Source organism: Bremerella sp. TYQ1, from assembly GCF_020150455.1.
Classification (GTDB): Bacteria; Planctomycetota; Planctomycetia; order Pirellulales; family Pirellulaceae; genus Bremerella; species Bremerella volcania_A.
In genome coordinates, this window is the sequence record NZ_CP083740.1 from 1,300,868 (window position 1) to 1,322,802 (window position 21,935).

Here is a 21,935-nt window from a genome sequence, read left to right on the forward strand (position 1 = left end):
TGGCAGCCAACTAATCGTCGTTGGCTTTTTGCCAGTTAAGAAACGCCTTGGCGTATCGCTTACCAAATTCGCGATACGAATCGGCGTTGAAATGAACGTTGTCGCCTTTGTGCGTCAATCCATCCGATTCGACGAACAAAACGTTCTCGTCTTCTTCCGCGATTGCCTGATGAGCTGCGTCGACTTGTTCTTTGGCTTTGCTCCAAGGCCTCTCTTCGAACTTGCCAAGCTGACCGATTACAAACGGCACATCCTCAGCGTTCAATTCTTTACGAAATCGCTCGATGAGTTGCGTTAGCTTCTCTTGATAAACTTCTGCTTTGCCGGGACCTGAATCGGACTCGCCTTGGTGCCACAAGATACCCTTGAGTTGGCCTGCTTCAAGCGCGGCTTTGGCTCGCTTCATCGCGTCATCGTAAGGATGAGTCTTCGTTGGGTTATCATACGCCCCAGGCTCCCAAGACTTAATCGGCGAACCACCTACCGCACAAGGGATCAGCCCAACGGTCACGCTAGGATTTGCCTTCAAAACCTCGAGGCCAAACGTCCGCCCCAGTCCGACTCCGACAATTCGAGGCTTATCAAAGTGCAGGGGATCGACAGCGGGAACCCATTTGCCATCCTGATTGAACATCAGTAGCTGGGTGTTCTCCTCTTGATCGGCCGGGGTCACTTTACCTCGTCCAGCCATATTGGACTGTCCCACCAACAGGTAAAGATGAAAGTCGCGTTTCTCTGGAAGCTTCGTTTCTTCGGCATTCAACGCGTTGAAACTGATGGCGAATAGGCACAGCAGCGGCAGGATCGTAAACAGTACGGTTTTTCTCATGAGGGATTCTGCGAAGGAGTTGCGGAGCGAATTAGAAGGGGCAGGATCAACTTTAGATCCAAGGAAACAACTTCCTTACTTTAATCTCTTCGGCAGACAATTTATACTTCACCTTCGCACTGCGCCATTTTGCATGTTTAGTTTTTGGTAGCCGCCACTCCAATATGATTCAGCCACTCGCGATTCTCGCTAACAGTCGTGTCACCACTCCACTCGTTCCCATCGAGCTTCCTGCGTACGGCGTGCCGGTCTGGTGCAAGCTTGAATATTTAAATCCGAGTGGCTCGACGAAGGATCGAATCGCCCGATACATCCTGTCCAAAGCGGTAAGAAGTGGCCAACTAAAACCTGGCGATTCGGTCGTCGAAGCCTCGAGCGGTTCTACCAGCATCGCCTTTGCGCTGGCATCAGCCCAGCTTGGACTTTCCTTCACAGCCATCATGCCTGAAAGTGTGAGCCCGGAACGCGTCAAGATAATTCGAGCCTACGGCGCCGACGTTCAGTTGACGCCAGCCGACGCCGGGATCGATGCATCCATTCGTCTTGCCCAGGAAATTTCTGAGACCCAAGGCGCATTCTGGCCGCAACAGTTTTCAAATCTTGATAACGCCAAAGCCCATCGCGACGAGACGGCCGCCGAGGTGCTTTGCCAGATACCTAGTGGCAACGTTGATGTCTTCGTCAGCGGTGTCGGCACCGGCGGAACGCTCGTTGGTGTTTCGCAAGGCTTGATCGCCGCTGGTTGTACGATAACGCCGGTGCTTGCGAGGCCAGTTAGCAACAAGCTGATATCAGACGTCGAATGCTGTAGCTTCAGCAAACGAATACCTGGCGTGGTCGACGGACTTTCGGAAATCTTTCAAGCCGCCAATTTACCTGACCTGATCGAGTTCGAGATTTCCGATGAAGAAGCGATCGAGGCAACGAGAAACCTCATTCGGGCCGGCTTTCCAGTCGGGCCCAGTTCCGGCTTGAACTATCTGGCAGCCGTACAAGCCTATAAGTCACGCAACGATCAGCCGGTCTGTTTGACGGTATTTCCCGACCGAATGGAACGGTACTTCTCGACCGATTTGTTTCAATAGCAAAGTAACCGCTAGTTGGTACTTAGGTATTCCGATAACTTCCGGCCAAGCAATTCGACAGTCCGAGCGTGCGATTCATCGTTTGCCAAATTGGTCGACTCTTCCGGGTCGTTTAGGTGATCGTACAGCTCTGCGGCAACGATATGCTGTGTATTGAAATCTCGCCACTGCGTAAAACGAAATCGATCTGTCCGCAGCGAATATCCCATCACCTCAGGCTTGCCTTTGTAATAAGCCGGACGCGGATGCTGGGTCAACGCAATGTCCGAAACGAGCACACTGGGGTCATTAAGTACCGGAACGAGACTATCCCCATCGACCTGTTCCGGAACTGGAAGTTGCGCCAGTTCGCATAGTGTCGGATAGAGATCCACGAGCTCTACAAGCGAGTTGGTCGCCTTTCCGGTTGTCGTTTTATTCGGAGCTGAAATGATCAGCGGGACACGTGCATCCAATTCGAAGTTGCTCGTCTTGCACCACAGTTCATGTTCGCCCAAGTGAAACCCATGGTCCGACCAAAGAACAACAATTGTGTTGTCCGCGAGACCTTGCTTTTTGAGCTCCCCGATCAGTTTGCCAATTTGGGCATCCAGAAAAGAGATCGCCGCGTAATATCCATGGTTCAGTTCGGCTGCTTGCTCCTGTGAGATTGGGCCGCTTTTGGCGACATCGGTATAGCCTCGAAGCTCACGACCATCATGCCTCGCGATGTCTGGCGCGGTCGATGGCGGCAACGACTCGATACGTTTGGCAATCTCGTCTCGATCATAGAGATCCCAATATTTCTGTGGAGCATTGAAGGGAAGATGTGGCTTCCAGAAACCTACAGCCAAAAAAAATGGGCCGTTTGCACGTGCCCGTTCTCGAATCACTTCCACCGCCGCGTCGGCGATTCTTCCATCTAAGTAAGCTTCGTCAGGAACATCAACGTTTTGAACCGCAGCGCCCTTGGGTATGCGATGCATTTCAAACGGCTCTCCCGCAACATACCAATCGCTGGAATGAGGCCCCCAATCAAACCGGGAAGTAACGGACCACGATTGCTGGTCGTTTCTTATTTTCTGACCATAGTTGTGGTAGATCTTGCCCAAACTTTGCGCGAAGTATCCATGCTTTTTAAAGTGCTCGGGCAACGTTACCAAACTTGGTTGAACCTCTCGAAAATGTGTGGGCAGGTCCCAAATTTCAAGCGTATGAGGATATTGCCCCGTCATGACGGAAGTACGCGAGGGATTACACAAAGCTTGCTGGCAGTAGGCTCGCTGGAACATCATTCCGTTGTTCGCCAACGCATCGATATTTGGCGTCACCGCGAGCGAGTCGCCATAGCATCCCAATTGCACGCGCAGGTCGTCCGCAGCAATAAACAGAACATTTGGACGCCGCTTGCCATCGGGTTGCATAATGCTGACCTTCTCGGCTTTTTCTTCCGATGGCAGCAACAATATGCCTCCTGTCCACGTCGATTGTGGAATACTGATCCGATCGCCTGTTTCCAATGCGCGTCGATAGATTTGCATCGCCGTGTGCCCGCCGTCGGAATACTGAAAACGACCGTCCTCGACCACTTCCCAGCCGTCGAGTTGGTTCGGTTTGACCGAGGCGGAAATTGCGAAATAGACGTTCGTTGCTTTGGTTGCCGTAACGAAAAGCGGTTCGGCTTCGCCTCCGTTGCCCCGTACAAACTTCCATCCGGCGAATCGATCTGGCACCGATTCCCAGACGTAATTTCGGTTGCCGTAAGCTTTTTGCCCGTTGCCAAAGTCCGCAATCACTAAGCGATGCCGTTCAATACTTATCGGGCCAACTTGCTCCTCTTGGAATGGCTTCCAATTGTTTTCGAGATGATAAAAATGCCCGTCTTCCGCACCAATGAACAGATCAGGCCGGCCGTCTTTGTTCCAGTCGACGGTCGTCGGGCTGGTCGTATGTCCGGCGAGGCGATGAGGATGAACTTGGACCGGGGCATCAAACGCCCACGGATGCTCTTCCGTCGAGACATTTCGCATCAGGTCAATGTTTCGGCTATTCAGCAACAGATCGAGCTTTCCGTCTCCGTCCCAATCCGCAAAATCGATCTTTCGACGACCGCTACCACCTGCCGTTTTTGCGTTCAGTTGCAGCGGTTCTCCACGTCGATTCGTAAAGATCCTCTTGCCAGGTAGCAGACCAAGCTGATCTCCCTGTTTCGTTCGCTCAAAAAACGCGAGAAAGCCTTCATGGTCAAGCATCACCAAGTCGTTCAAACCGTCCTGATTTAGATCAATCACAACCGGCGTAGTTCGCCACTGCGTAGCTAACTCGTTTGCTTTCGGCTTCCACCAATTCCAAGCTGGTTGCGGAGGCGTGTCTTGCCATTGAACTTGTACCGGCTTTGCCGCTTCGAGTTCGCTTAAAGAGCCTTTATTGCGGTACCATTCCACTTTTCCCCATATCGAATTAACGATCAGGTCTTGCTTGCCGTCATGATCCCAGTCGGCCACGCTGAGCGTTGTGTAACCCCATTTTGCCTCGGCAGGTCCTTGAATCGAGCCGTTCGGACCAGCTTGCGGTCGGATCGGTTCACCATCCACTTTCAACAGCTGGACATCAGCCCATTTCGGAGGATTTCCGCCGTCTAGATTCTCAAAAAAGCCGATATATCCAGCCGAGTTGCCAGCGACGATATCCTTGTCGCCATCGTTGTCCCAGTCGACCGAAACCGGAGTGGCCAACGCACCAAATTTCAGGGCTTTCGCCTGCTGCTGAAAGTATTTCGGAGGCAGAAACACAGGCACTCCATCGGTGACTTTTCCCGTATTTTCGACCAGCGCAACGCGGCCATCTTCGTCGCCGACGACAAGATCCATGTCACCATCGCCATCCCAATCGAAGGCGTTCGGGGTGATCATCTGCAAGTCCATCGCCAGCGGTTGGCCTTCGTATGCTAAACGCTTGCCTTGAGCGAACTTCGGACGAGCGCGACTCCCCACATTCTCGAAATACGTGAAGCCATCGAGAAACTCGCCACACAGCAAATCGAGATCACCATCACCGTCAAAGTCAGCCAAATTAGGAGATGGCATTCCAAACACGTCGACCGGTTTTCCATTGGCTGCCAAGCGGGTTGGCTCGGCATATTTCGGCTTTTCCGAGGTACCTGAGTTTCGGATCAGATAGACATAACCATGCAGCGGGCCACGGGTCCAATTCCCTTTTTCGTCAAACGCATCGTCCCAACCATATTCGGTCCAGTCGCCCACACCGACTATCAGGTCGAGTGCTCCGTCATCGTCGTAATCGACGTAGCGCCATTGGTTTGCGCGAACTCTATTGGAATGAATATTCTTCGATGGATAGATCGTTTTTTTCTCTTTGAATTCCTTCCCCAGGAAATTCACCCACTCGGTGCCGGGGGACAAAACGCGCGGTTTCCCATCGACGTAAGAAACATGCACCGAGTGCATTCCGGAACCAACTTTTACCGGCGGTTTGAATGTCGGATATTTTGGATCGTCCCCTAAATTCTCGAAGAAATAGATTCCGTTGAACGGAACATCAGGGCAGGAAACGATCAGATCGAAATCGCCGTCCTCGTCCCAATCCATCGGCATCGGCCAGGCCCAAAGTCCCACGCCCAAGTCGGTTTTCAAACCAGGGTTCTGAAACTCGACGATCTCGAGCGAATCGTCAGCGACAATTGGACTTACGCTGAACACCAAAAGCAAAAACAGAGTTCGCCACAGCATCGTAGCGGATGAAGAGCAGGGGCTGTTTAACGACATGAGCGAGCACACTTCGGGGAGGGGCGAAACGGACAGGGGTGAGAGATCAGGCCAACAACTACCACGCGAGCTTACCACGACGCGTCCGATTCGTAACGTCTTTTCCGTACGAAACATCGGGCGAATCACGAAAGCGCAACTTGGGTCCCTTGAATCTCTGACAGCAAGAATTGGAATGCAATGAATCCTGCTGGGATCCCAGGCTATTGCGTCCGACACCATGCGTCAAGTATTTTCAGATACGATTTTTCCCGAAATGACTTTCCGGAACGCGGCTATCGATGTCAGCTGTCGTTGCGAGCGCACGACCGATAGGACGCATGAACAGAGGTGCGTTCCACGTGATCGCCGGTCATCCTAACTCATCTGTGAAGTTCGCTTGTACACTCTGCTATACTTTTTAACGAATACATTTTAAATCTCATCTCGAACGCCACTCATTCGGCGGAGCGACATGGTCATGTTCCACTCCAATTCCCTGATTTTTCTAGCGTTGTTTTGCCTGTTTGGTTGTTGCAATCTGGCGAGCGCAGACGACGTGACAAGACCGAATATCGTCTTCATCTTGGCGGACGATCTTGCCTGGTCCGATTTGAGTTGCTACGGCCACCGTTGGCATCGCACGCCCAACATCGACAAGCTGGCCGAGCGTGGCACACGATTCACCAACGCATACGCTTCTGCCCCGATTTGCTCAGCCTCGCGAGCCAGTATTTTGACTGGCAAAACGACCGCTCGACTCGGCTTCGAGTTCGTCACGAAAGAGAAACCGGGACGGCAGAACATCGATGTCGAAACGCTGCTGGAAGCTCCACCGCTAACGCTCAATTTGCCGCTTGCAGAAAATACTATCGCGGAACGCCTTACCCATCTCGGTTATGAAACGGCGTTCTTTGGCAAGTGGCATTTGAACCAGCATCACAATCGTTATCTCGGCTGGAGTCCGACGCATGGTCCGCAAAACCAAGGCTTTCAAACGGCCGTCGAAGATTTCGGCGCTCATCCATATGCTTGGAATCGACAGCGTCCGGAAACGATCGAAGAGGAAGGTACATTCACAAACGATTCGATGGTGCAGCATGTCTGTGATTTCATTCGCCAAGAGCATGATCGACCTTACTTTGTGATGGCTTCGTCGTTCTATGTGCATACGCCGGTCAGGACTAATTTGGCCTGGCTGGTCGATCATTACGAAGGTACGATTCCTGCCGACGTCGCGAATCGTGCCAATCGCGTGAAGTACGCTGCTTTTCTCGAAACGCTCGATCATCACGTCGGCGAAATCTTAGCGGCGGTCGATGGATCGAAGCAGTCGAAGAATACGCTCGTCCTCTTCTTTTCCGACAACGGCGGTCACCCTGAATACACCGGCAATGCCCCGCTGCGAGGCTCGAAATGGAACCTATATGAAGGTGGCATTCGCGTTCCAATGATCGCGTATTGGCATGGCAATGTACCTGTGAATCGCGAGAACGCGACGCCGGTGATTGGCTACGACTTGTTACCAACACTGGTTGCCGCGGCCGGAGGCAAAGCGGCCGATGTGGATGGCCAGCCGATCGATTTAACCTCACACGAATCCTCGGCGAACACCGAGCGAACGCTGCTTTGGCATTTTCCTTACTATCACCCGGAACGCGGATATGGCAAAGCTCTGCCGACGATCGGCGTGGATGATTTCGCCGTCAGCAAAACGCGTCCTCAATCGGCTATTCGTCGAGGAAATGACAAGCTACTTTGGTTCGCGGAAGAAGATCGCGTCGAACTTTATGACTTGCAGAATGATCTATCTGAGCAGCAGGATCGAAGTTCATCGGAACCGGAAAAAGCGGCGACATTAAAGACCGTCCTGCAGCAGATGCTGAGCGAGCAGAATGCCCGTCTGGCACAACCTCGCTAAGCTTCGCCTGCCTCGATCCGGTTGATCTCTTCCAACAGATCTTGCGGCAATGCCAGCGGCAACGCGCTGCGAGCTTCTCCCATTGCCTGACGACGGTCGAACGACTCGAGTGCCAATCGACGACTTTCGCGGATGTGCTCGCGCATCCAGTAGCGTGCCAGTTGTCCGTTGGCTTTATTCAACGCTCGGAGAATCCGGCGATGGTAACGATAAACGCTCACGATAATCTTCAGGTCGTGCGGTTCTCGTTTGGCCGTAAAGATCCGCGACAGCACGCGAAGATCCGACACGATCTTCATCATCCGGCGGTTACCGCTGGCTCGCAAGATGACCATATGAAAGCCCATGTCGGCGGCCAGAAAGCTTTGCAACTGCTTCGGGCTGAACGAGCGTTCCTGGCTCGCGCGAAGCTCCCGAGCGGTCTCCATAATCTTCTTACAAAGCATCGCGAGGATCTGCTTGTCTTCGTCGCTCAGATGCTCGGCGACTGCCTCGGCGGCGTGGCTTTCCAAAGCTTCGCGAACCTCGTACAGCTCGGCCATTTCCGATCGATCGAGCGAGTGCACGATCGTTCCGAAACGAGGAACTTGACGCACGAGGCCTTCCACTTCCAGCTGCCGAATCGCTTCTCGGATCGGCATACGGCTCATGCCAATTTCTTTGGCCAGCGCAAGCTCCGAGATCTGAGTTCCGGCCGGCAAATCGCCAGAGAGGATACGCTGCTGGATGTATTGGTAGGCTTGCTGACGCCGAGGGATGTTTTCCATGAAGGACCAAACGAGTTGGATCGCAGAAAATGGGAAGTCTAACAGCTTTCGGTAGCCCTCATCAGGTGGCTACGCCGATTCATGAACCCTAACCCAATTGCGCGCCCAGTTCCAGAGCGAGCCGCTCTGGCGTGAGGCTTTAGGGTGCATGAAGCGGCCTTAGAAGATACTGCAGCTGCTAACTCGCTGATGTCTCCGCGCAGACTTGGCGCAAACTTCGCGCACATTCGGGACAGATACGAGTACGAAACGGCAGAGTTCGGCTCGTTAACGATCGACCGGCCGCGATTTAGGGGAAGAATCAATTCAGGACTTGCGATGCGTTCTCGGGGCGTTCATACTGCTGGGATACCAGTGGTATTCCAACATGTCATCTTCCTCATCGTTCCACTTGGCTCCCCGCCCCAAGGAGTTGTCCCCGTGCACCAATTTGCCGCAGCCGACGTCGCCGTGCTCGTGATTTATTTGGTGGGAGTCGTGGGGCTTGGGGTTTGGTTCTTTCGTCGCAGTCGAAACCCGGAAGGGTACATGGCTGCCAGTCGTTCCATGCCTGGTTGGGTCGTTGGACTGTCGATCTTTGGGACCTACGTCAGTAGTATCAGCTTTCTGGCGCTGCCAGGCAAAGCTTATTCGAGCGACTGGAACGCGTTGGCTTTCAGCTTATCGTTGCCGCTGGCCGCATGGATTGCGACGACCTGGTTCGTGCCATATTACCGCCAAGGCGATGCAGTCTCCGCTTATCAGCACTTAGAAAAGCGTTTCGGCGTTTGGGCTCGAACCTACGCTGCGACATGTTATCTACTAACGCAAATCGCGCGGATGGGCTCGGTCATGTATTTGCTCGCGCTGCCGCTGCATCAGTTGCTCGGCTGGAACGTGCCGGCGCTGATTATCGTCACCGGCGGCTTGACGACTCTATACACGCTGCTGGGTGGCATCGAAGGAGTGATCTGGACCGACGCGCTGCAAAGTATCGTGCTTGCCGTCGGTGCCGTCGCATGTGCGATCATGCTTCCGCTGGGCATGCCGGATGGTCCTGCTCAGATGATGGAAGTGGCCAACAGTCACGGCAAATTCAGCCTCGGCTCGTTCCATCTCAGCCTGGCCGAGCCGACGTTTTGGGTCGTCCTGGTCTATGGCATGTTTATCAATCTGCAAAACTTCGGCATCGATCAAAGCTACGTTCAGCGTTACATTGCCGCCAAATCGGATAGCGAGGCCCGTAAATCGGTCTGGCTGGGTGCGCTGATTTACGTTCCAATCTCGATTGTGTTTCTCTGGATCGGAACGGCGTTGTTCGCATACTACACGGTTCAACCGGACCTGATCCCCGAATCTCTTCAGGCTCAAATTGCCGAAGGCAAAGGGGATGGTGTCTTTCCGTACTTTATTGTCGCTGGCCTTCCGACCGGTGTGTCGGGCTTGTTGGTCGCTGCCATTTTTGCCGCGGCGATGAGTACCCTTTCGACCAGCTTGAACGGTGCCGCCACGCTGACGTTGACCGATTTCTATCGCCGCTTTATCGATCCTGAAGCGTCCGAGAAACGCTCGATGGTGGTGCTGTATGTCAGTACCATTGCCTGGGGTTTGATCGGGACGACGACCGCCATCGCGATGATTCAAGTGAAGAGCATTCTCGACGCGTGGTGGCAATTGGCCGGGATCTTCAGCGGCGGCATGCTGGGGCTATTTCTGCTCGGCATGCTCTCTCGCAAAGCAGGCAACCCGGCCGCGATTTTGGGTGTGCTGCTAGGAGTCGTCACCATTTTGTGGATGACGCTTTCTCGTACCAACTTCTGGCCAGAAAGTCTTTCGGTGGCGGCGAGCCCCTTCGATGGCTATCTGACCATTGTGTTCGGAACGCTTACCATCTTGCTGGTCGGCTGGGCGGTGGCCAGCCTCTTTGGTTCGCCTCCACGTGAAGACGACACCGACGCAACGTAAACAACAAAAAACCGTTCGGCCGCTGGCTGATCGATCCATCCTACAAGGGACAACTTGGTGAATTCGACGACGCAAACGTATCATGGCATCATTCCGCCGCTGGTGACTCCTTTACTGGGTCGTGACGAGCTTGACCGGGAAGGCCTTTCGCGGCTGGTCGAACATGTGATCGACGGGGGCGTGCATGGGCTTTTTATTCTCGGCAGTACCGGGGAAGCTCCGAGCTTAAGTTATCGGCTGCGACGCGAAATGATCGACGCGGTCTGCCAACAAACCGATGGCCGCGTGCCTGTGTTGGTCGGCATCACCGATACGGCGTTTGTCGAGTCGGTGGCATTGGCCCAACATGCGGCGGATGCCGGAGCCGCGGCCGTGGTGCTGACAACGCCATATTACTTTCCGGCAGGGCAAACGGAACTGCTCAGTTACATTCGCAACATCAACGCCGAACTTCCGCTACCGTTGATGCTGTACAACATGCCGCAGTTGACGAAGGTCTGGTTCGAGCAAGAGACCCTCAAGCAGCTGACCGAGCTGGAAAACATCGTGGGCTTGAAAGATAGCAGCGGCGACTTGAACTACTTCGAGCGAGCTGCCAAGCTGAAAGCGATTCGAACGGACTGGTCGGTGATGATCGGCCCTGAAGCGAAACTGCCGGAGGCGATGCAGCTGGGTGGCGATGGTTCGGTGGCTGGCGGAGCGAACGTCACGCCACGGCTTTTTGTCGACTGCTACGAAGCCCAACGAAGTGGCGACGCGACCAAGCTGGCCGAACTGCATCAACGCATCCAAGACTTTCAGCAAGTGTACGAGATTGGTAAGTACGCCTCGAAGTACATCAAAGCGACCAAGTGCTGCTTGTCCCTGATGGGTATTTGCAGCGACTTCATGGCCGAACCATTTCATAACTTCCGCGAGCCCCAACGTCTTCAAGTCGCCCAGATCTTGAACGAACTCGACATCCCCGTAACGCAAAGCTAAGCCCCATGTCTTCATCCAACCCCCCTGTGCAGTTGATCGCCAGTGGCGACTCTCGTCTTTCCGCGAACCAAAAATGTTGGCCGGCTCAGAAGGCGTTGGAAGATGCCTTGCAAGGGGCGGTCGAGAAGCTGGGTTACCAGCTGCAGCGTGCCCATGAAGTGACCGACGAGGGGCATGGTTTTATCGATAGCCAAAAGCGCGGCATGGAAGTCTTTCGTTCGATCGACCCCGACGCGCCACTGATTGTCGCGGAAGCGGTCTGGCAATATTCGCATCATGTGTTGGCAGGACTGCTGAGCCATCGCGGTCCAATTCTGACGGTCGCCAACTGGTCTGGCCAATGGCCTGGCCTGGTCGGCATGCTCAATCTTAATGGCTCGTTGACCAAAGCCGGGACGAACTATTCGACGCTTTGGAGCGAAGACTTCACCGACGAGTTCTTTCTAAACCATCTGAAAACGTGGCTCGAAACAGGCCACTGCGAACATTCGACCGAGCATGTCTCGCCACTCAATCTGTCGCAAATTCCGGAGAAAGCTGCCACGCTCGGCAAGCAATTGGCCCAGCAACTGCGCCAGCAAAAGGCGATCATGGGAGTCTTCGACGAAGGCTGCATGGGCATGTTCAACGCCATCATTCCCGATCACCTGTTGCATCCGCTCGGACTATTTAAGGAACGACTCAGCCAATCGGCCCTGTTTGCCGAGATGCGCGAAGTGAGCGACGCCGACGCACAGAAGGCATTCGATTGGTTCGTTGCCGAGGGAATGCAGTTTCACTTTGGCACGAACGACGCGGAAGATCTGACCGAAGCACAAGTGCTGGAGCAGTGCCGCATGTATATTGCCGCGATTCGTTTGGCCGATCACTTCGGCTGCGAGACGATCGGCATTCAGTACCAGCAAGGGCTGAAAGACATGACCCCGGCCAGTGACTTGGTCGAAGGAACGCTCAACAGCACGCATCGCCCGCCGGTGTTCGATCGGGATGGTCAGCGAGAACTGTTTGCCGGACAAAGCATCCCTCATTTCAACGAAGTGGACGAATGTGCGGGGCTCGATGCGGTTCTCATTCAACGTATTCACAAACAGCTAAATCAGCCGGTTGAAACGACGCTGCATGATCTTCGCTGGGGCTGCCCCGACGCGTCAGGCACCACCGACGATTACGTCTGGGTGTTCGAGATCTCAGGCTCGGCACCTGCGGAACATCTCGGGGGCTGGAAACAGTGCCACGGGTATCGCCAGCCGCCCATGTACTTCCCCAAAGGTGGTTCCACGCTGTCAGGCATTTCCAAACCTGGCGAGATTGTTTGGTCGCGTATCTACGTCGCCGACGACGCGCTGCACATGGATCTCGGTCGCGGTGAATCGATTGCTTTGCCGACGGAAGAAACGCAGCGTCGGCTCGACGCGACGACATCGGTCTGGCCGATCATGCATGGAGTGACCTACGGCGTGACGCGCGATCAGATGATGGCCAAACATCAAGCGAACCATGTGCAAGTGGTGTACGCGAACGACGCGGCCGCCGCTGATGAAGCCATGTGGACGCGCGCCGCGATGGCCAGCGAACTGGGCATTCGCGTGAACCTGTGTGGGACCGCGAAGGATGGCACCCCTTGGAAGCAAGGAGCGTAACGATGGCGGCGAGTCACTTTATTGGCGTCGATGTCGGTACCGGAAGTGCACGAGCCGGCGTGTTCACCACCGACGGACAGATGCTCGCTTCGGCGGTTCAAGTCATCACCATGTTCCGCCCCAAAGCGGACTTTGTCGAGCAATCTTCCCACGACATTTGGCGAGCCGTTTGTCACTGCGTGAAGACTGCCATCGCCGAGGCCAACATCGACGCCGCTTCGGTGAAGGGGATCGGCTTCGATGCGACATGCTCGTTGGTTGCTACCGACGCCGACGGAAATCCGGTCACTGTCAGCCCTGACGGAAACGACGATCAAAACGTGATTGTCTGGATGGATCACCGCGCCAAAGAGCAAGCCGCCCGGATCAACGAAGGGGAGTATTACGATGTGCTGAAGTACGTCGGCTATAAGATCTCGCCCGAGATGGAAACCCCGAAACTGTTGTGGCTGAAAGAAAACCTCCCGCAAACGTGGCAACGTGCCGAGAAGTTTTTCGACCTGCCTGACTTTTTGACCTATCGCGCGACGGGGGACGAGACGCGTTCGCTTTGCAGCACCGTCTGCAAATGGACCTACCTCGCCCACGAACAGCATGCCGGCGGAACTGGCCGCTGGGATACCTCTTACTTCCAAGAGATTGGCCTGGAAGATCTAGCGGAAGAGAACTTTCGTCGAATCGGTCAAACCGTGCAGCCGATGGGCGCCCCGATCGGCAGCGGCGTGAATGCCACCGCCGCCGCGGAACTGGGCGTGCCGGTAGGAACGGCCGTCGGTGTGTCGATCATTGACGCCCATGCTGGTGGGATCGGAATGATTGGTGCGGCTTTGGAAGGCGTTTCACCAAGTTCGAGCGACTTGGAACGACGCCTGGCCCTGATTGGCGGGACATCAAGCTGCCACATGGCGGTCTCGGCCGAAGCACGATTCATTCAAGGGATTTGGGGCCCGTATTACTCGGCCATGATTCCCGGAATGTGGCTGACCGAAGGGGGCCAATCGGCGACTGGAGCGTTGATCGACTTTGTCATTCAGAATCATGGCGCGTCGGCCGAACTTCAGCAGCAAGCCGAGTCGTCTGGGAAAAGCGTCTACGAAGTGCTGAACGATCGACTTGATACGCTGGCCGAAGGAAAGAGCGTACCGGCTTCGCTGACCCACGAACTGCATGTGTGCCCTTACTTCCACGGCAACCGATCTCCCTGGGCCGATCCTTCTCTGCGCGGCATGGTCAGCGGATATGCGCTTTCGGCAACGCTGGATGACTTGGCGCTGTTGTACCTGGCCACCATTCAGGCAATCGCCTACGGTACGCGGCACATCATTTCTGAGATGAACATCGCCGGCTATCGGATCGATACCATTTTTGCATGCGGCGGTGGGACGAAGAATCGTGTTTTCCTGCGCGAGCACGCCGACATCACCGGTTGCCGCGTTGTGCTGCCGAAAGAGCCGGAATCGGTCCTGTTAGGTAGCGCGATGCTAGGAGCGGTCGCATCAGGCGAGAAGCAAGACCTGCTCGATGCGATGGCAACGATGAGCGCCGCCGAGACAATCCTTTCGCCCACCCGAGGCGCCACCGAGACGTACCATCAAGCGAAGTACGACGTGTTTCACCGGTTGCACGATGATCAGTTGGCCTATCGAAAGCAGATGCAAAACGCGCCGCAATAAATTTGTGAACCGCTCCTAAAGCGCTTATGATGGGACCGCACCTGACTTCTCTTTTCCACATGCGTATCCCATCCCACCTCGCATTTCGGAGCCCCACCCATGCGTTGTCGCGCGATTCGATCGATCTGCCTGACGGTAGTTCTCGCCAACCTCTTAAGCGTCTCGGCTTCTGCCCAAGAAGCACCAATGGTCGAAGTCGATCTGCTGGTGGTCGGTGGAACCGAATCAGGCTGTGCCGCGGCTGTACAAGCGGCGCGGATGGGGGTAAAGAACATCGTTCTTGTGAACGACATCGAGTGGCTCGGCGGGCAATTCAGTGCCGAAGCGCTCGGAGCGATCGACGAGAACCGCGGGCACGGATACGACGGCACCGTGCCGATTCCACGCAGTGGCATCTTTCGCGAAGTGATCGACGCGATCGAGTCGAAGAATGCCGAACTGTATGGGGGTATTCGCCGCCCAGGCAATACGCGAGTAATCACCACGAGTCGTCCGATCGTTTCTGAACAAGTCTTCCGCGAACTGCTGGCCCCGTATGAAGCGACCGGGCAAATCAAAAGGTTCTCGAACTACCAGGTCGATTCCGTGATCGCAAACGACCATCGTGTGGAAGGGGTTCGTTTCACGGCCACCGATTCGCAGCCGCGCCTCACCGTGCATGCGAAGCTAACCATCGACGCGAGTGACTGGGGAGACGTCATTCAAAAGTCGGGGGCTGGCTGGGAAGTGGGTGTCGACTCGCAGGACGAGTATGGCGAGCCGAGTGCCCCAGCCAAAGCGGAGCCGCCGACCGACGTGAACCCTATCACGTGGTGCATGATTCTCGAGCAGCAAGATGCCGAATCGCTAATCCCCATGCCCAGCGGTTATGACGAACGCTACTTCACCGGTCGCTGGGGCTGGATCGACGAGAAGTTCGCTTACACCACGCGGCGGTTGGTCGATGGGGAAGGGTACGCCGAGATCGATCATCCCGATATCTTGCTGATCAACACACCGCCGATCGACTACCCGTTGGACGTTTTTCCGGCTGACGTTGCCGCGGCCCTCGAGCGAACGGAAAAGGGGGCTTCGCAAAAACCGCTGGCCGCGATGACTCACCAGCAGCGACAGATTGTTTACGCCGATGCCCAGAACCACTCGCTGAAGTTTCTTTATTACCTTCAACAGAAGTACCCGAAGTTTCGCCGCATGGCGCTGAGCGACGAGTTTGGCACACCCAACCGGCTGCCCCCCAAACCGTATATTCGCGAAGGCATCCGACTCGACGCGATGCATGTTATTCCTGAACAAGAAGTGCTGGGTTTTGAGGGACGCCCTAACTATGCGGCCGCCATGTATCCCGATGCGGTCTTCTCGTGGCAGTTCGAGCTCGACTTCCACCCAACTCGGCGTTCATGGCGAACCGAAGCGAAAGAGCAGGGGCCGTGGGAAGCAGATTTCCGTGGCAATCGTCGCTTCGGTCGCGATGGCACCGGCCGGGCCCTCTTTCCCTTAAGGGCCCTGATACCGAAGCAAACCGATGGACTGATCGGTGCCCAGAAGAACCTGGGTTACACCAGTATTGTCAGTTCGTCTTGCCGATTGCACGATCAGGCGATCCATGCCGGTCAGGCCAGTGGTGCCGCGGCGGCGGTCGCTCTGCGGCATCAGAAGGACCCGCGCGAATTGGTCTTCGATCGCACGGCGCTCGCCGAAATCTGGCAAGGGCTTATCGCCGGAAACGAAGGAGCGCCGCTCACGGTCTGGCCGTTCGCTGACGTCGATCCATACGACCCAGGCTTCGCGGCGATCCAGCAACTGGCCGTACGTAGGCTGCTGGAGTTGAGCCCAAGCGATACGAAGTTCGACGCGGATAAGCCGGAAACTGAAGCCTGGCGTACGACCATCATTCGCCAAGCAGAATCGCAAGGCTACGATATTACGGCGTTCGAAGCGTTACCGCTCCAACCGACGCGGCGCGATGCGGCCGTTTTGATCTGGAGCAAGCTTTCTCAACAGCCCACACCAGATTGGCCACGCTCGTCAAAGCAGGATGCCGACAACGACCAAATTCCTGACTTGCAGGATCCACTGCCGTTTACTACCGGCCGTGTATCTTGGAAGCCGAATCCTGCACGAGACGGGATACCAGATGCCACGCTGCTCGCGGCCGACAACGTAATGGCGTTCAATTTCACTGCGGCCAACGCCAATGAGGTATCACCCTGGGTCAATGATTCGGGAGAACGCTTTCAGTCGGAAAAAGGGTTCGGCTGGCAGGCCAATCTCACGAAGAACATTCGCGTGCGGGAAGCAAGCGCTACGCCGCTGCGAAATACGTTTGTCTTTACCCGGGCCGAGGATGTCTGGGAGCTTCGCGTGCCGCAGGGGAAGTACCGCGTGACAGTGTGCCTGGGGGATGCCGGACACGAACAGATCGGCCAGAACCTGGCGGTGGAAGGGCACCTGCTGGCGAACGATGTCGATACTGCGACCGGTAGCTTTCGAGAGCTCTCCGCTGACGTTCGCGTACAGGATGGTCGATTGACGGTTACAATCGGCCGCCCCGATACGAAAACGAATACGTGCATCAACTGGCTGATCGTTCAGCCACTGCCGTAGTTAACTGGCAGCGGCCGACAGCTACGCCAAGATGGGGTGAATCAATTCCCCATGCACGTCGGTCAAACGGAAGTCGCGGCCCTGGAACCGATAAGTAAACTTTTCGTGATCGATACCTAGCAGGTGCAAAATCGTGGCCTGCAGGTCATGCACGTGAACCGGATCGACGACCGCGTTGTGGCCGAATTCGTCCGACTCGCCATGCGAGACACCAGGCTTCACCCCACCGCCAGCCATCCACAGCGTGAACGCGTAGGGGTGATGATCGCGCCCCCACGTTTTAGTTGCTTCGATCGATCCTTGCAGGAAAGGCGTTCGGCCAAACTCGCCGCCCCAGATCACCAGCGTGTCTTCCAGCAGTCCGCGTTGCTCCAAGTCTTTCACAAGTGCGGCGCTGGGAGCGTCGGTGTCCTGGCATTGAATTTTGAGCTGCGTATTCAAGTTGCGATGCTGGTCCCATCCGGCATGCATCAGCTGAATGAACCGCACGCCTCGTTCGGCCAGGCGACGTGCCATCAGGCAGTTATAAGCATAGGAACCTTTTCGCTGCACGTCGGGGCCATACATATCAAGGATATGCTGCGGCTCTTGGGTGAAGTCGGTCAGCTCCGGCACCGAGGCCTGCATCTTGTAGGCCATTTCGTACTGAGCGACCCGCGTAGCCACTTCTGGATCGCCACTCTTTTCTGCGGCCATCGCGTTAAGCTGCGAGAGGTCGTCGAGCAAGCCTCGGCGGATCTCGCGACTGATGCCGTTGGGGTTGGAAAGATAAAGAACTGGGTCGCCGGCACCGCGGAACTTAACGCCTTGATACTTGCTCGGCAGAAAACCGCTGCCCCAGTAAAAGTCGTAGAAGATCTGTCCGCACGAGGCTTCTTTGTCGCGACTGGTCATCACCACGTAGGCCGGCAGATCTTGCGTTTCCGATCCCAGCCCATAGGTCAGCCACGCTCCCATGCTCGGACGACCGGCCATTTCCGCTCCGGTCAGAAAGAACGTAATCGCAGGGGCGTGATTGACCTGCGTGGTATGCATCGACTTAACGAAGCTGAGCTTGTCGACAATCTCAGCGGTCTTCGGCAGGAAGTCCTCGGCAATCCAAGTGCCTGTGTTACCCCGCTGGGCAAACTTCGTGATCGGTGACAAGCAAGGGCGTGCCGTTTGTCCGCCGGTCATGGTGCTGAAGCGTTTGCCGCCGACCACTTCGTCGGGAATCTGGGTGCCGTGCATTTGATGCAGCTTCGGCTTGTAGTCGAACAAATCGACGTGCGAAGGGGCACCGTTCTGGAACAAATAGATGACCCGTTTCACCTTCGGTGGAAAGTGCGGAAGCATGAACGAGTCGCTACCAGCGGCCGGCAAACTTTCAGCAGGCGAGTTGCCACCGAGGAGCGAACTTAGCGCAATCGAGCCCAAACCAATCCCAGCACGGCCAAGCAATTGGCGGCGCGTCAGAGCGATGGCGTGGTCTTTCTGCGGTGTCGAGAATTGCGGCTTCATCATGGTCGGTTCAGCACCTCGTCCAAGTTCATCAGTGCATTGCAAAGCGCGGTGTAGGTAGCCAGTTCGACGGCAGGGATGGTCTCGTCGGCGGGCGAATCTCCAATGGCAATCAATTGTTCGGCAAGCTTTGGGTGGCCGTTGTATTCGTTTTCCAGAAGATCGATCCGGCGCTGGACGATTTCGCGTTCTTGATCAGTCGGCGGCCGCGAAAGGAGGTAGGCATAGATCTTTTCGATCCGCTGCGAAGGATCGTCACTTTCGTGAATGACACGTGTGGCGAGCCCCCTAGCCGCTTCGACGTAGGCGATATCGTTGAGCGTCGTCAACGCATGCAGCGGCGTGTTGGTAATGGCGGTCTTTACCGAGCACGTTTGCCGATTGGCGACGTCGAAGAACATCGTTGGCCCGACGATTCGCCGCCAAAACACGTACAAACTACGGCGATAAATGTCGTTCCCTTTGTCTTGCACATACTTCTTCTTGCCGAATGTCGCTTCGGCCCAGATGCCGTCAGGCTGATACGGTTTGACCGGAGGGCCTCCCAGTTCCAGCGAAGCCAGCCCGCTGACGTGCAGTGCTTGATCGCGGAGCATCCACGACGGCAGACGGAAGCGGTTCTGCCGAGCCAGCCATTTGTTGGCCGGGTCCTGCTCGCGAAGTGCTTCGGTTTGCTGGGCTGATTGCCGATATGTTGCGCTGGTCACAATCAGCCGATGCATGGCTTTCACGTCCCAGCCGCTCTCTTGGAATTCGATTGCCAACCAGTCGAGAAGCTCGGGATGCGTCGGCGGCACCCCTTGCGTGCCGAAGTCTTCTGACGTCGAAACGAGCCCTTGACCGAAGAAGAGCTGCCAATACCTGTTCACAATCACGCGCGCCATGAGCGGGTTCTCTGGTTCGGTGAGCCATTTGGCAAGCGTCAGACGATTCCGTGGCTCGTCCGCGGGCAGGGGAGGAAGCACTTCCGGGACGCCTGCGGTAATGGCATCGCCGATCGGTTTATCGTAGAGCCCTTTCTCTAAGATCTTCGTTTCCCGCGGCTGACCGATGGTATCCATCACCATCACTTTGATTTTGTCGACTGAGTCGCGCAGCTTTTTGCGGAAGGATTCGACCTGCTCGATGCGTTTGGCAATCTGTGAATAAGTTTCGCCGCTGGGACTGTTTCCTTCATAAAACTCACGGCGGAAAAGGCGACGCAGTTGGCGAGCTTCGTTCGCAGAGCGGGTTTCAAGTGGCTTGGCAAGAATGTTGATTTCCTCTGGCGAAAGCGACTCTTCCCCTTCGCCATTGCCAACGGACAGACGAACGCGTGCCAACGTGTGCGCGATATGCTTCGACTCGCAGTGGAGAACAAAGCGGATCTCAGTTCCCCCTTCGAAGCCAAAGGTTTGCTTGGTGCGGAAGATGGCGGTGTTGTCTTCCTTGCGACGGAACCCCTCGGTGGCCCAACCTCCGCCGCCGGTGAAAACGCCATCGAACGCGGCTTCAATCGGATGGCCTCCCTGGGCGTGCTCGGCAGTGGCTGAAGCAATGGTCAGCTTCGCCTCTTCGTCGTTCTGCTTTTCCAGCGGTCGAATGAAGACCTCAAACTCGCTGAGAACCGCGTTGCCGTTCTCGGCTCGGCCGGTGCTTTTGGCTGGCGTGGCTTTTTCGTCGGCGAGCGCTTCGAGCCGGATGGCACTTAGGTTTTGCCGATCGGTTCGCGCGACAATCGTGTAAACATCTTGATCGGGTCGAGCTCCTTCGACACGGAGCGAACCATCTTCCAGTTGAGTCAGCTTGGAATCGCCGGCCGTTTTCAGCTCGATGATCTCGGGCATCGACCATGGCTGGGTTTGGCGTTGCTTTTCTTCCCACACAATCTGAGCCGCATCGGCTGCGGTGTCGGCGGCGTCGAGAGTGCGATTGAGGCTCGCAAGCTGTTGCTCGTACTGATCCAACTTTTGCTGATTCGACTGACTGACGTAGCTGACCGTCGGCGGAACAGCCCCGCGGGAATTGCGCCCTGCTTCCGAAGTTTGGTTGAAGAAGTCGTACAGCGCGAAGTATTCGGTATGGGTGATCGGGTCGAACTTGTGCGTATGGCAGCGGCAACAGGTATACGTAAGCCCGAGCCAGACGGTGGCGGTCGTTTCGGTTCGGTCGAAGACGTTTTCGACACGTGTTTCTTCCGCGATACGCCCCCCTTCGCCGTTATGCATGTGGTTGCGATTGAAGCCCGAGGCAATGACCTGAGCGTGCGTGGCATTGGGTCGTTGGTCGCCGGCTAACTGGTCGATGGTGAACTGATCGAACGGCATGTTGTCGTTCATCGCGTCGACGACCCAGTCTCGCCAAGGCCACATCGTTCGCTCAGGATCTCCCTGATAACCGTTGGTGTCGGCGTACCGAGCCGCGTCGAGCCAGGGCCAAGCCATCCGTTCGCCATAGTGCGGCGACGCCAAAAGCCGGTCGACCAGCTTCTCGTAGGCGTCAGGCGAATCATCGTCAAGGAACGCTTCCACTTCCTGCGGCGTCGGTGGAAGCCCAATCAAGTCGAGCGTTACGCGGCGGATGAGCGTTCGCTTGTCGGCCTCTTGCGAAGGTGCGAGGCTTTGTTCGTGCAAGCGGTTGAGAATGAAGTGATCGATCGGGTTCTTTGCCCAATCTTTGTTTTCAACTTGCGGTAGATCGGGACGTGTCGGCGGCACGAACGACCAATGCGGCGACCAATGGGCGCCCTGAGCGATCCACTTGCGAAGCGTTTCGATTTCTTGCTTCGTCAGCGGTTTCTTGTTCGCCTCTGGGGGAGGCATTTGCGTGAATTCGTCGTCTGACAGAATTCGGTGGAGCAGTTCGCTCTCGTCTGGCTTGCCTGGCACGATGGCGATGCTGCCAGAGTCCGCTTCGGCGATGGCCGTTTCGCGATGGTCGAGTCGTAGCCCACCATGACGATCTTCTTCGTCCGGGCCGTGACACTGAAAGCAGCGATCCGACAAGATTGGTCGGATTTCACGATTGAAATCGATCCGTTCTTCGGCCGAGACCGCCGACACAGTCAGCGCGAAGAGGAACAGGGAGGCTGCAAATATCCGCATGGTGAATTGGGCGACAAAGCAGTTGGGCAGGGAAGGCGAAAGGGAAAGAATTGAATTCTGATGAGAATTGCAACTCAACTACACAATAGCAGATCAGGCGATACTCTGCCTAGAGAATCTTCGCGAATCGGCAGACTACGCCCATTTTGCACCAAGTGCCTCGCG

12 protein-coding genes are annotated in these 21,935 nt (G+C 55.9%); 7 read left to right on the top strand and 5 right to left on the bottom strand.

Features of this window, described 5'->3' with window-relative positions:
* Positions 1–10 precede the first annotated feature (10 nt).
* Entirely contained in the window at positions 11–829 is an 819-nt protein-coding gene (locus tag LA756_RS04715) for a sialate O-acetylesterase (RefSeq protein WP_224438722.1), read from the bottom strand.
* Between the two features lie 164 nt (positions 830–993).
* Between LA756_RS04715 and LA756_RS04720 the strand changes: the two genes are divergently transcribed.
* The gene (locus LA756_RS04720; protein WP_224438723.1) at positions 994–1,914 is read left to right on the top strand and encodes a PLP-dependent cysteine synthase family protein; all 921 of its coding nucleotides are present in this window, start codon (positions 994–996) and stop codon (positions 1,912–1,914) included.
* 11 nt (positions 1,915–1,925) lie between these two features.
* Here the strand turns inward: LA756_RS04720 and LA756_RS04725 are convergent, their stop codons facing one another.
* A complete protein-coding gene (locus LA756_RS04725) occupies positions 1,926–5,678 on the bottom strand; it encodes a sulfatase-like hydrolase/transferase (protein WP_224438724.1) in 3,753 nt (1,250 codons plus the stop codon).
* Positions 5,679–6,216: 538 nt separating this feature from the next.
* Between LA756_RS04725 and LA756_RS04730 the strand changes: the two genes are divergently transcribed.
* Positions 6,217–7,578 (top strand): sulfatase, encoded by a 1,362-nt coding sequence (locus LA756_RS04730; protein WP_224438725.1) that lies wholly within the window; start codon positions 6,217–6,219, stop codon positions 7,576–7,578.
* On the opposite strand, the gene LA756_RS04735 is transcribed toward LA756_RS04730, so the two are convergent.
* The gene (locus LA756_RS04735; RefSeq protein ID WP_224438726.1) at positions 7,575–8,345 is read right to left on the bottom strand and encodes a GntR family transcriptional regulator; all 771 of its coding nucleotides are present in this window, start codon (positions 8,343–8,345) and stop codon (positions 7,575–7,577) included. The two genes, LA756_RS04730 and LA756_RS04735, sit on opposite strands and share 4 nt — an antisense overlap.
* A 420-nt stretch (positions 8,346–8,765) precedes the next feature.
* Here LA756_RS04735 and LA756_RS04740 point away from each other — a divergent pair, with 420 nt between their 5' ends.
* The 5 genes from LA756_RS04740 to LA756_RS04760 all read left to right on the top strand — a co-directional run bounded on the left by LA756_RS04740 (position 8,766) and on the right by LA756_RS04760 (position 17,187).
* Positions 8,766–10,289: a sodium:solute symporter gene (locus LA756_RS04740; protein WP_224438727.1), complete on the top strand. Its 1,524-nt coding sequence runs from the start codon at positions 8,766–8,768 to the stop codon at positions 10,287–10,289.
* Between the two features lie 54 nt (positions 10,290–10,343).
* Complete coding sequence (locus tag LA756_RS04745) at positions 10,344–11,270, top strand: dihydrodipicolinate synthase family protein (RefSeq protein WP_224438728.1); 927 nt, start codon at positions 10,344–10,346, stop codon at positions 11,268–11,270.
* A gap of 5 nt (positions 11,271–11,275) precedes the next feature.
* Positions 11,276–12,910, top strand: coding sequence for an L-fucose/L-arabinose isomerase family protein (locus LA756_RS04750; RefSeq protein ID WP_224438729.1), 1,635 nt, complete (start codon positions 11,276–11,278; stop codon positions 12,908–12,910).
* Between the two features lie 2 nt (positions 12,911–12,912).
* Complete coding sequence (locus LA756_RS04755; RefSeq protein ID WP_224438730.1) at positions 12,913–14,583, top strand: FGGY-family carbohydrate kinase; 1,671 nt, start codon at positions 12,913–12,915, stop codon at positions 14,581–14,583.
* A gap of 99 nt (positions 14,584–14,682) precedes the next feature.
* Complete coding sequence (locus tag LA756_RS04760; RefSeq protein WP_224438731.1) at positions 14,683–17,187, top strand: FAD-dependent oxidoreductase; 2,505 nt, start codon at positions 14,683–14,685, stop codon at positions 17,185–17,187.
* A gap of 21 nt (positions 17,188–17,208) precedes the next feature.
* On the opposite strand, the gene LA756_RS04765 is transcribed toward LA756_RS04760, so the two are convergent.
* Positions 17,209–18,690, bottom strand: coding sequence for a DUF1501 domain-containing protein (locus LA756_RS04765; protein ID WP_315858342.1), 1,482 nt, complete (start codon positions 18,688–18,690; stop codon positions 17,209–17,211).
* Positions 18,687–21,770, bottom strand: a complete 3,084-nt coding sequence (locus LA756_RS04770; protein ID WP_224438732.1) for a PSD1 and planctomycete cytochrome C domain-containing protein — start codon at positions 21,768–21,770, stop codon at positions 18,687–18,689. The genes LA756_RS04765 and LA756_RS04770 overlap by 4 nt, the downstream gene beginning before the upstream one ends.
* Positions 21,771–21,935 lie beyond the last annotated feature (165 nt).

Bases quoted from the DNA above. Each gene is read 5' to 3' on its own strand.
- LA756_RS04760 (WP_224438731.1), top strand. From the start codon at position 14,683: ATGCGTTGTCGCGCGATTCGATCGATCTGCCTGACGGTAGTTCTCGCC.
- LA756_RS04765 (WP_315858342.1), bottom strand. From the start codon at position 18,690: ATGATGAAGCCGCAATTCTCGACACCGCAGAAAGACCACGCCATCGCT.
- LA756_RS04720 (WP_224438723.1), top strand. From the start codon at position 994: ATGATTCAGCCACTCGCGATTCTCGCTAACAGTCGTGTCACCACTCCA.
- LA756_RS04735 (WP_224438726.1), bottom strand. From the start codon at position 8,345: ATGGAAAACATCCCTCGGCGTCAGCAAGCCTACCAATACATCCAGCAG.
- LA756_RS04770 (WP_224438732.1), bottom strand. From the start codon at position 21,770: ATGCGGATATTTGCAGCCTCCCTGTTCCTCTTCGCGCTGACTGTGTCG.
- LA756_RS04725 (WP_224438724.1), bottom strand. From the start codon at position 5,678: ATGTCGTTAAACAGCCCCTGCTCTTCATCCGCTACGATGCTGTGGCGA.
- LA756_RS04750 (WP_224438729.1), top strand. From the start codon at position 11,276: ATGTCTTCATCCAACCCCCCTGTGCAGTTGATCGCCAGTGGCGACTCT.
- LA756_RS04715 (WP_224438722.1), bottom strand. From the start codon at position 829: ATGAGAAAAACCGTACTGTTTACGATCCTGCCGCTGCTGTGCCTATTC.
- LA756_RS04755 (WP_224438730.1), top strand. From the start codon at position 12,913: ATGGCGGCGAGTCACTTTATTGGCGTCGATGTCGGTACCGGAAGTGCA.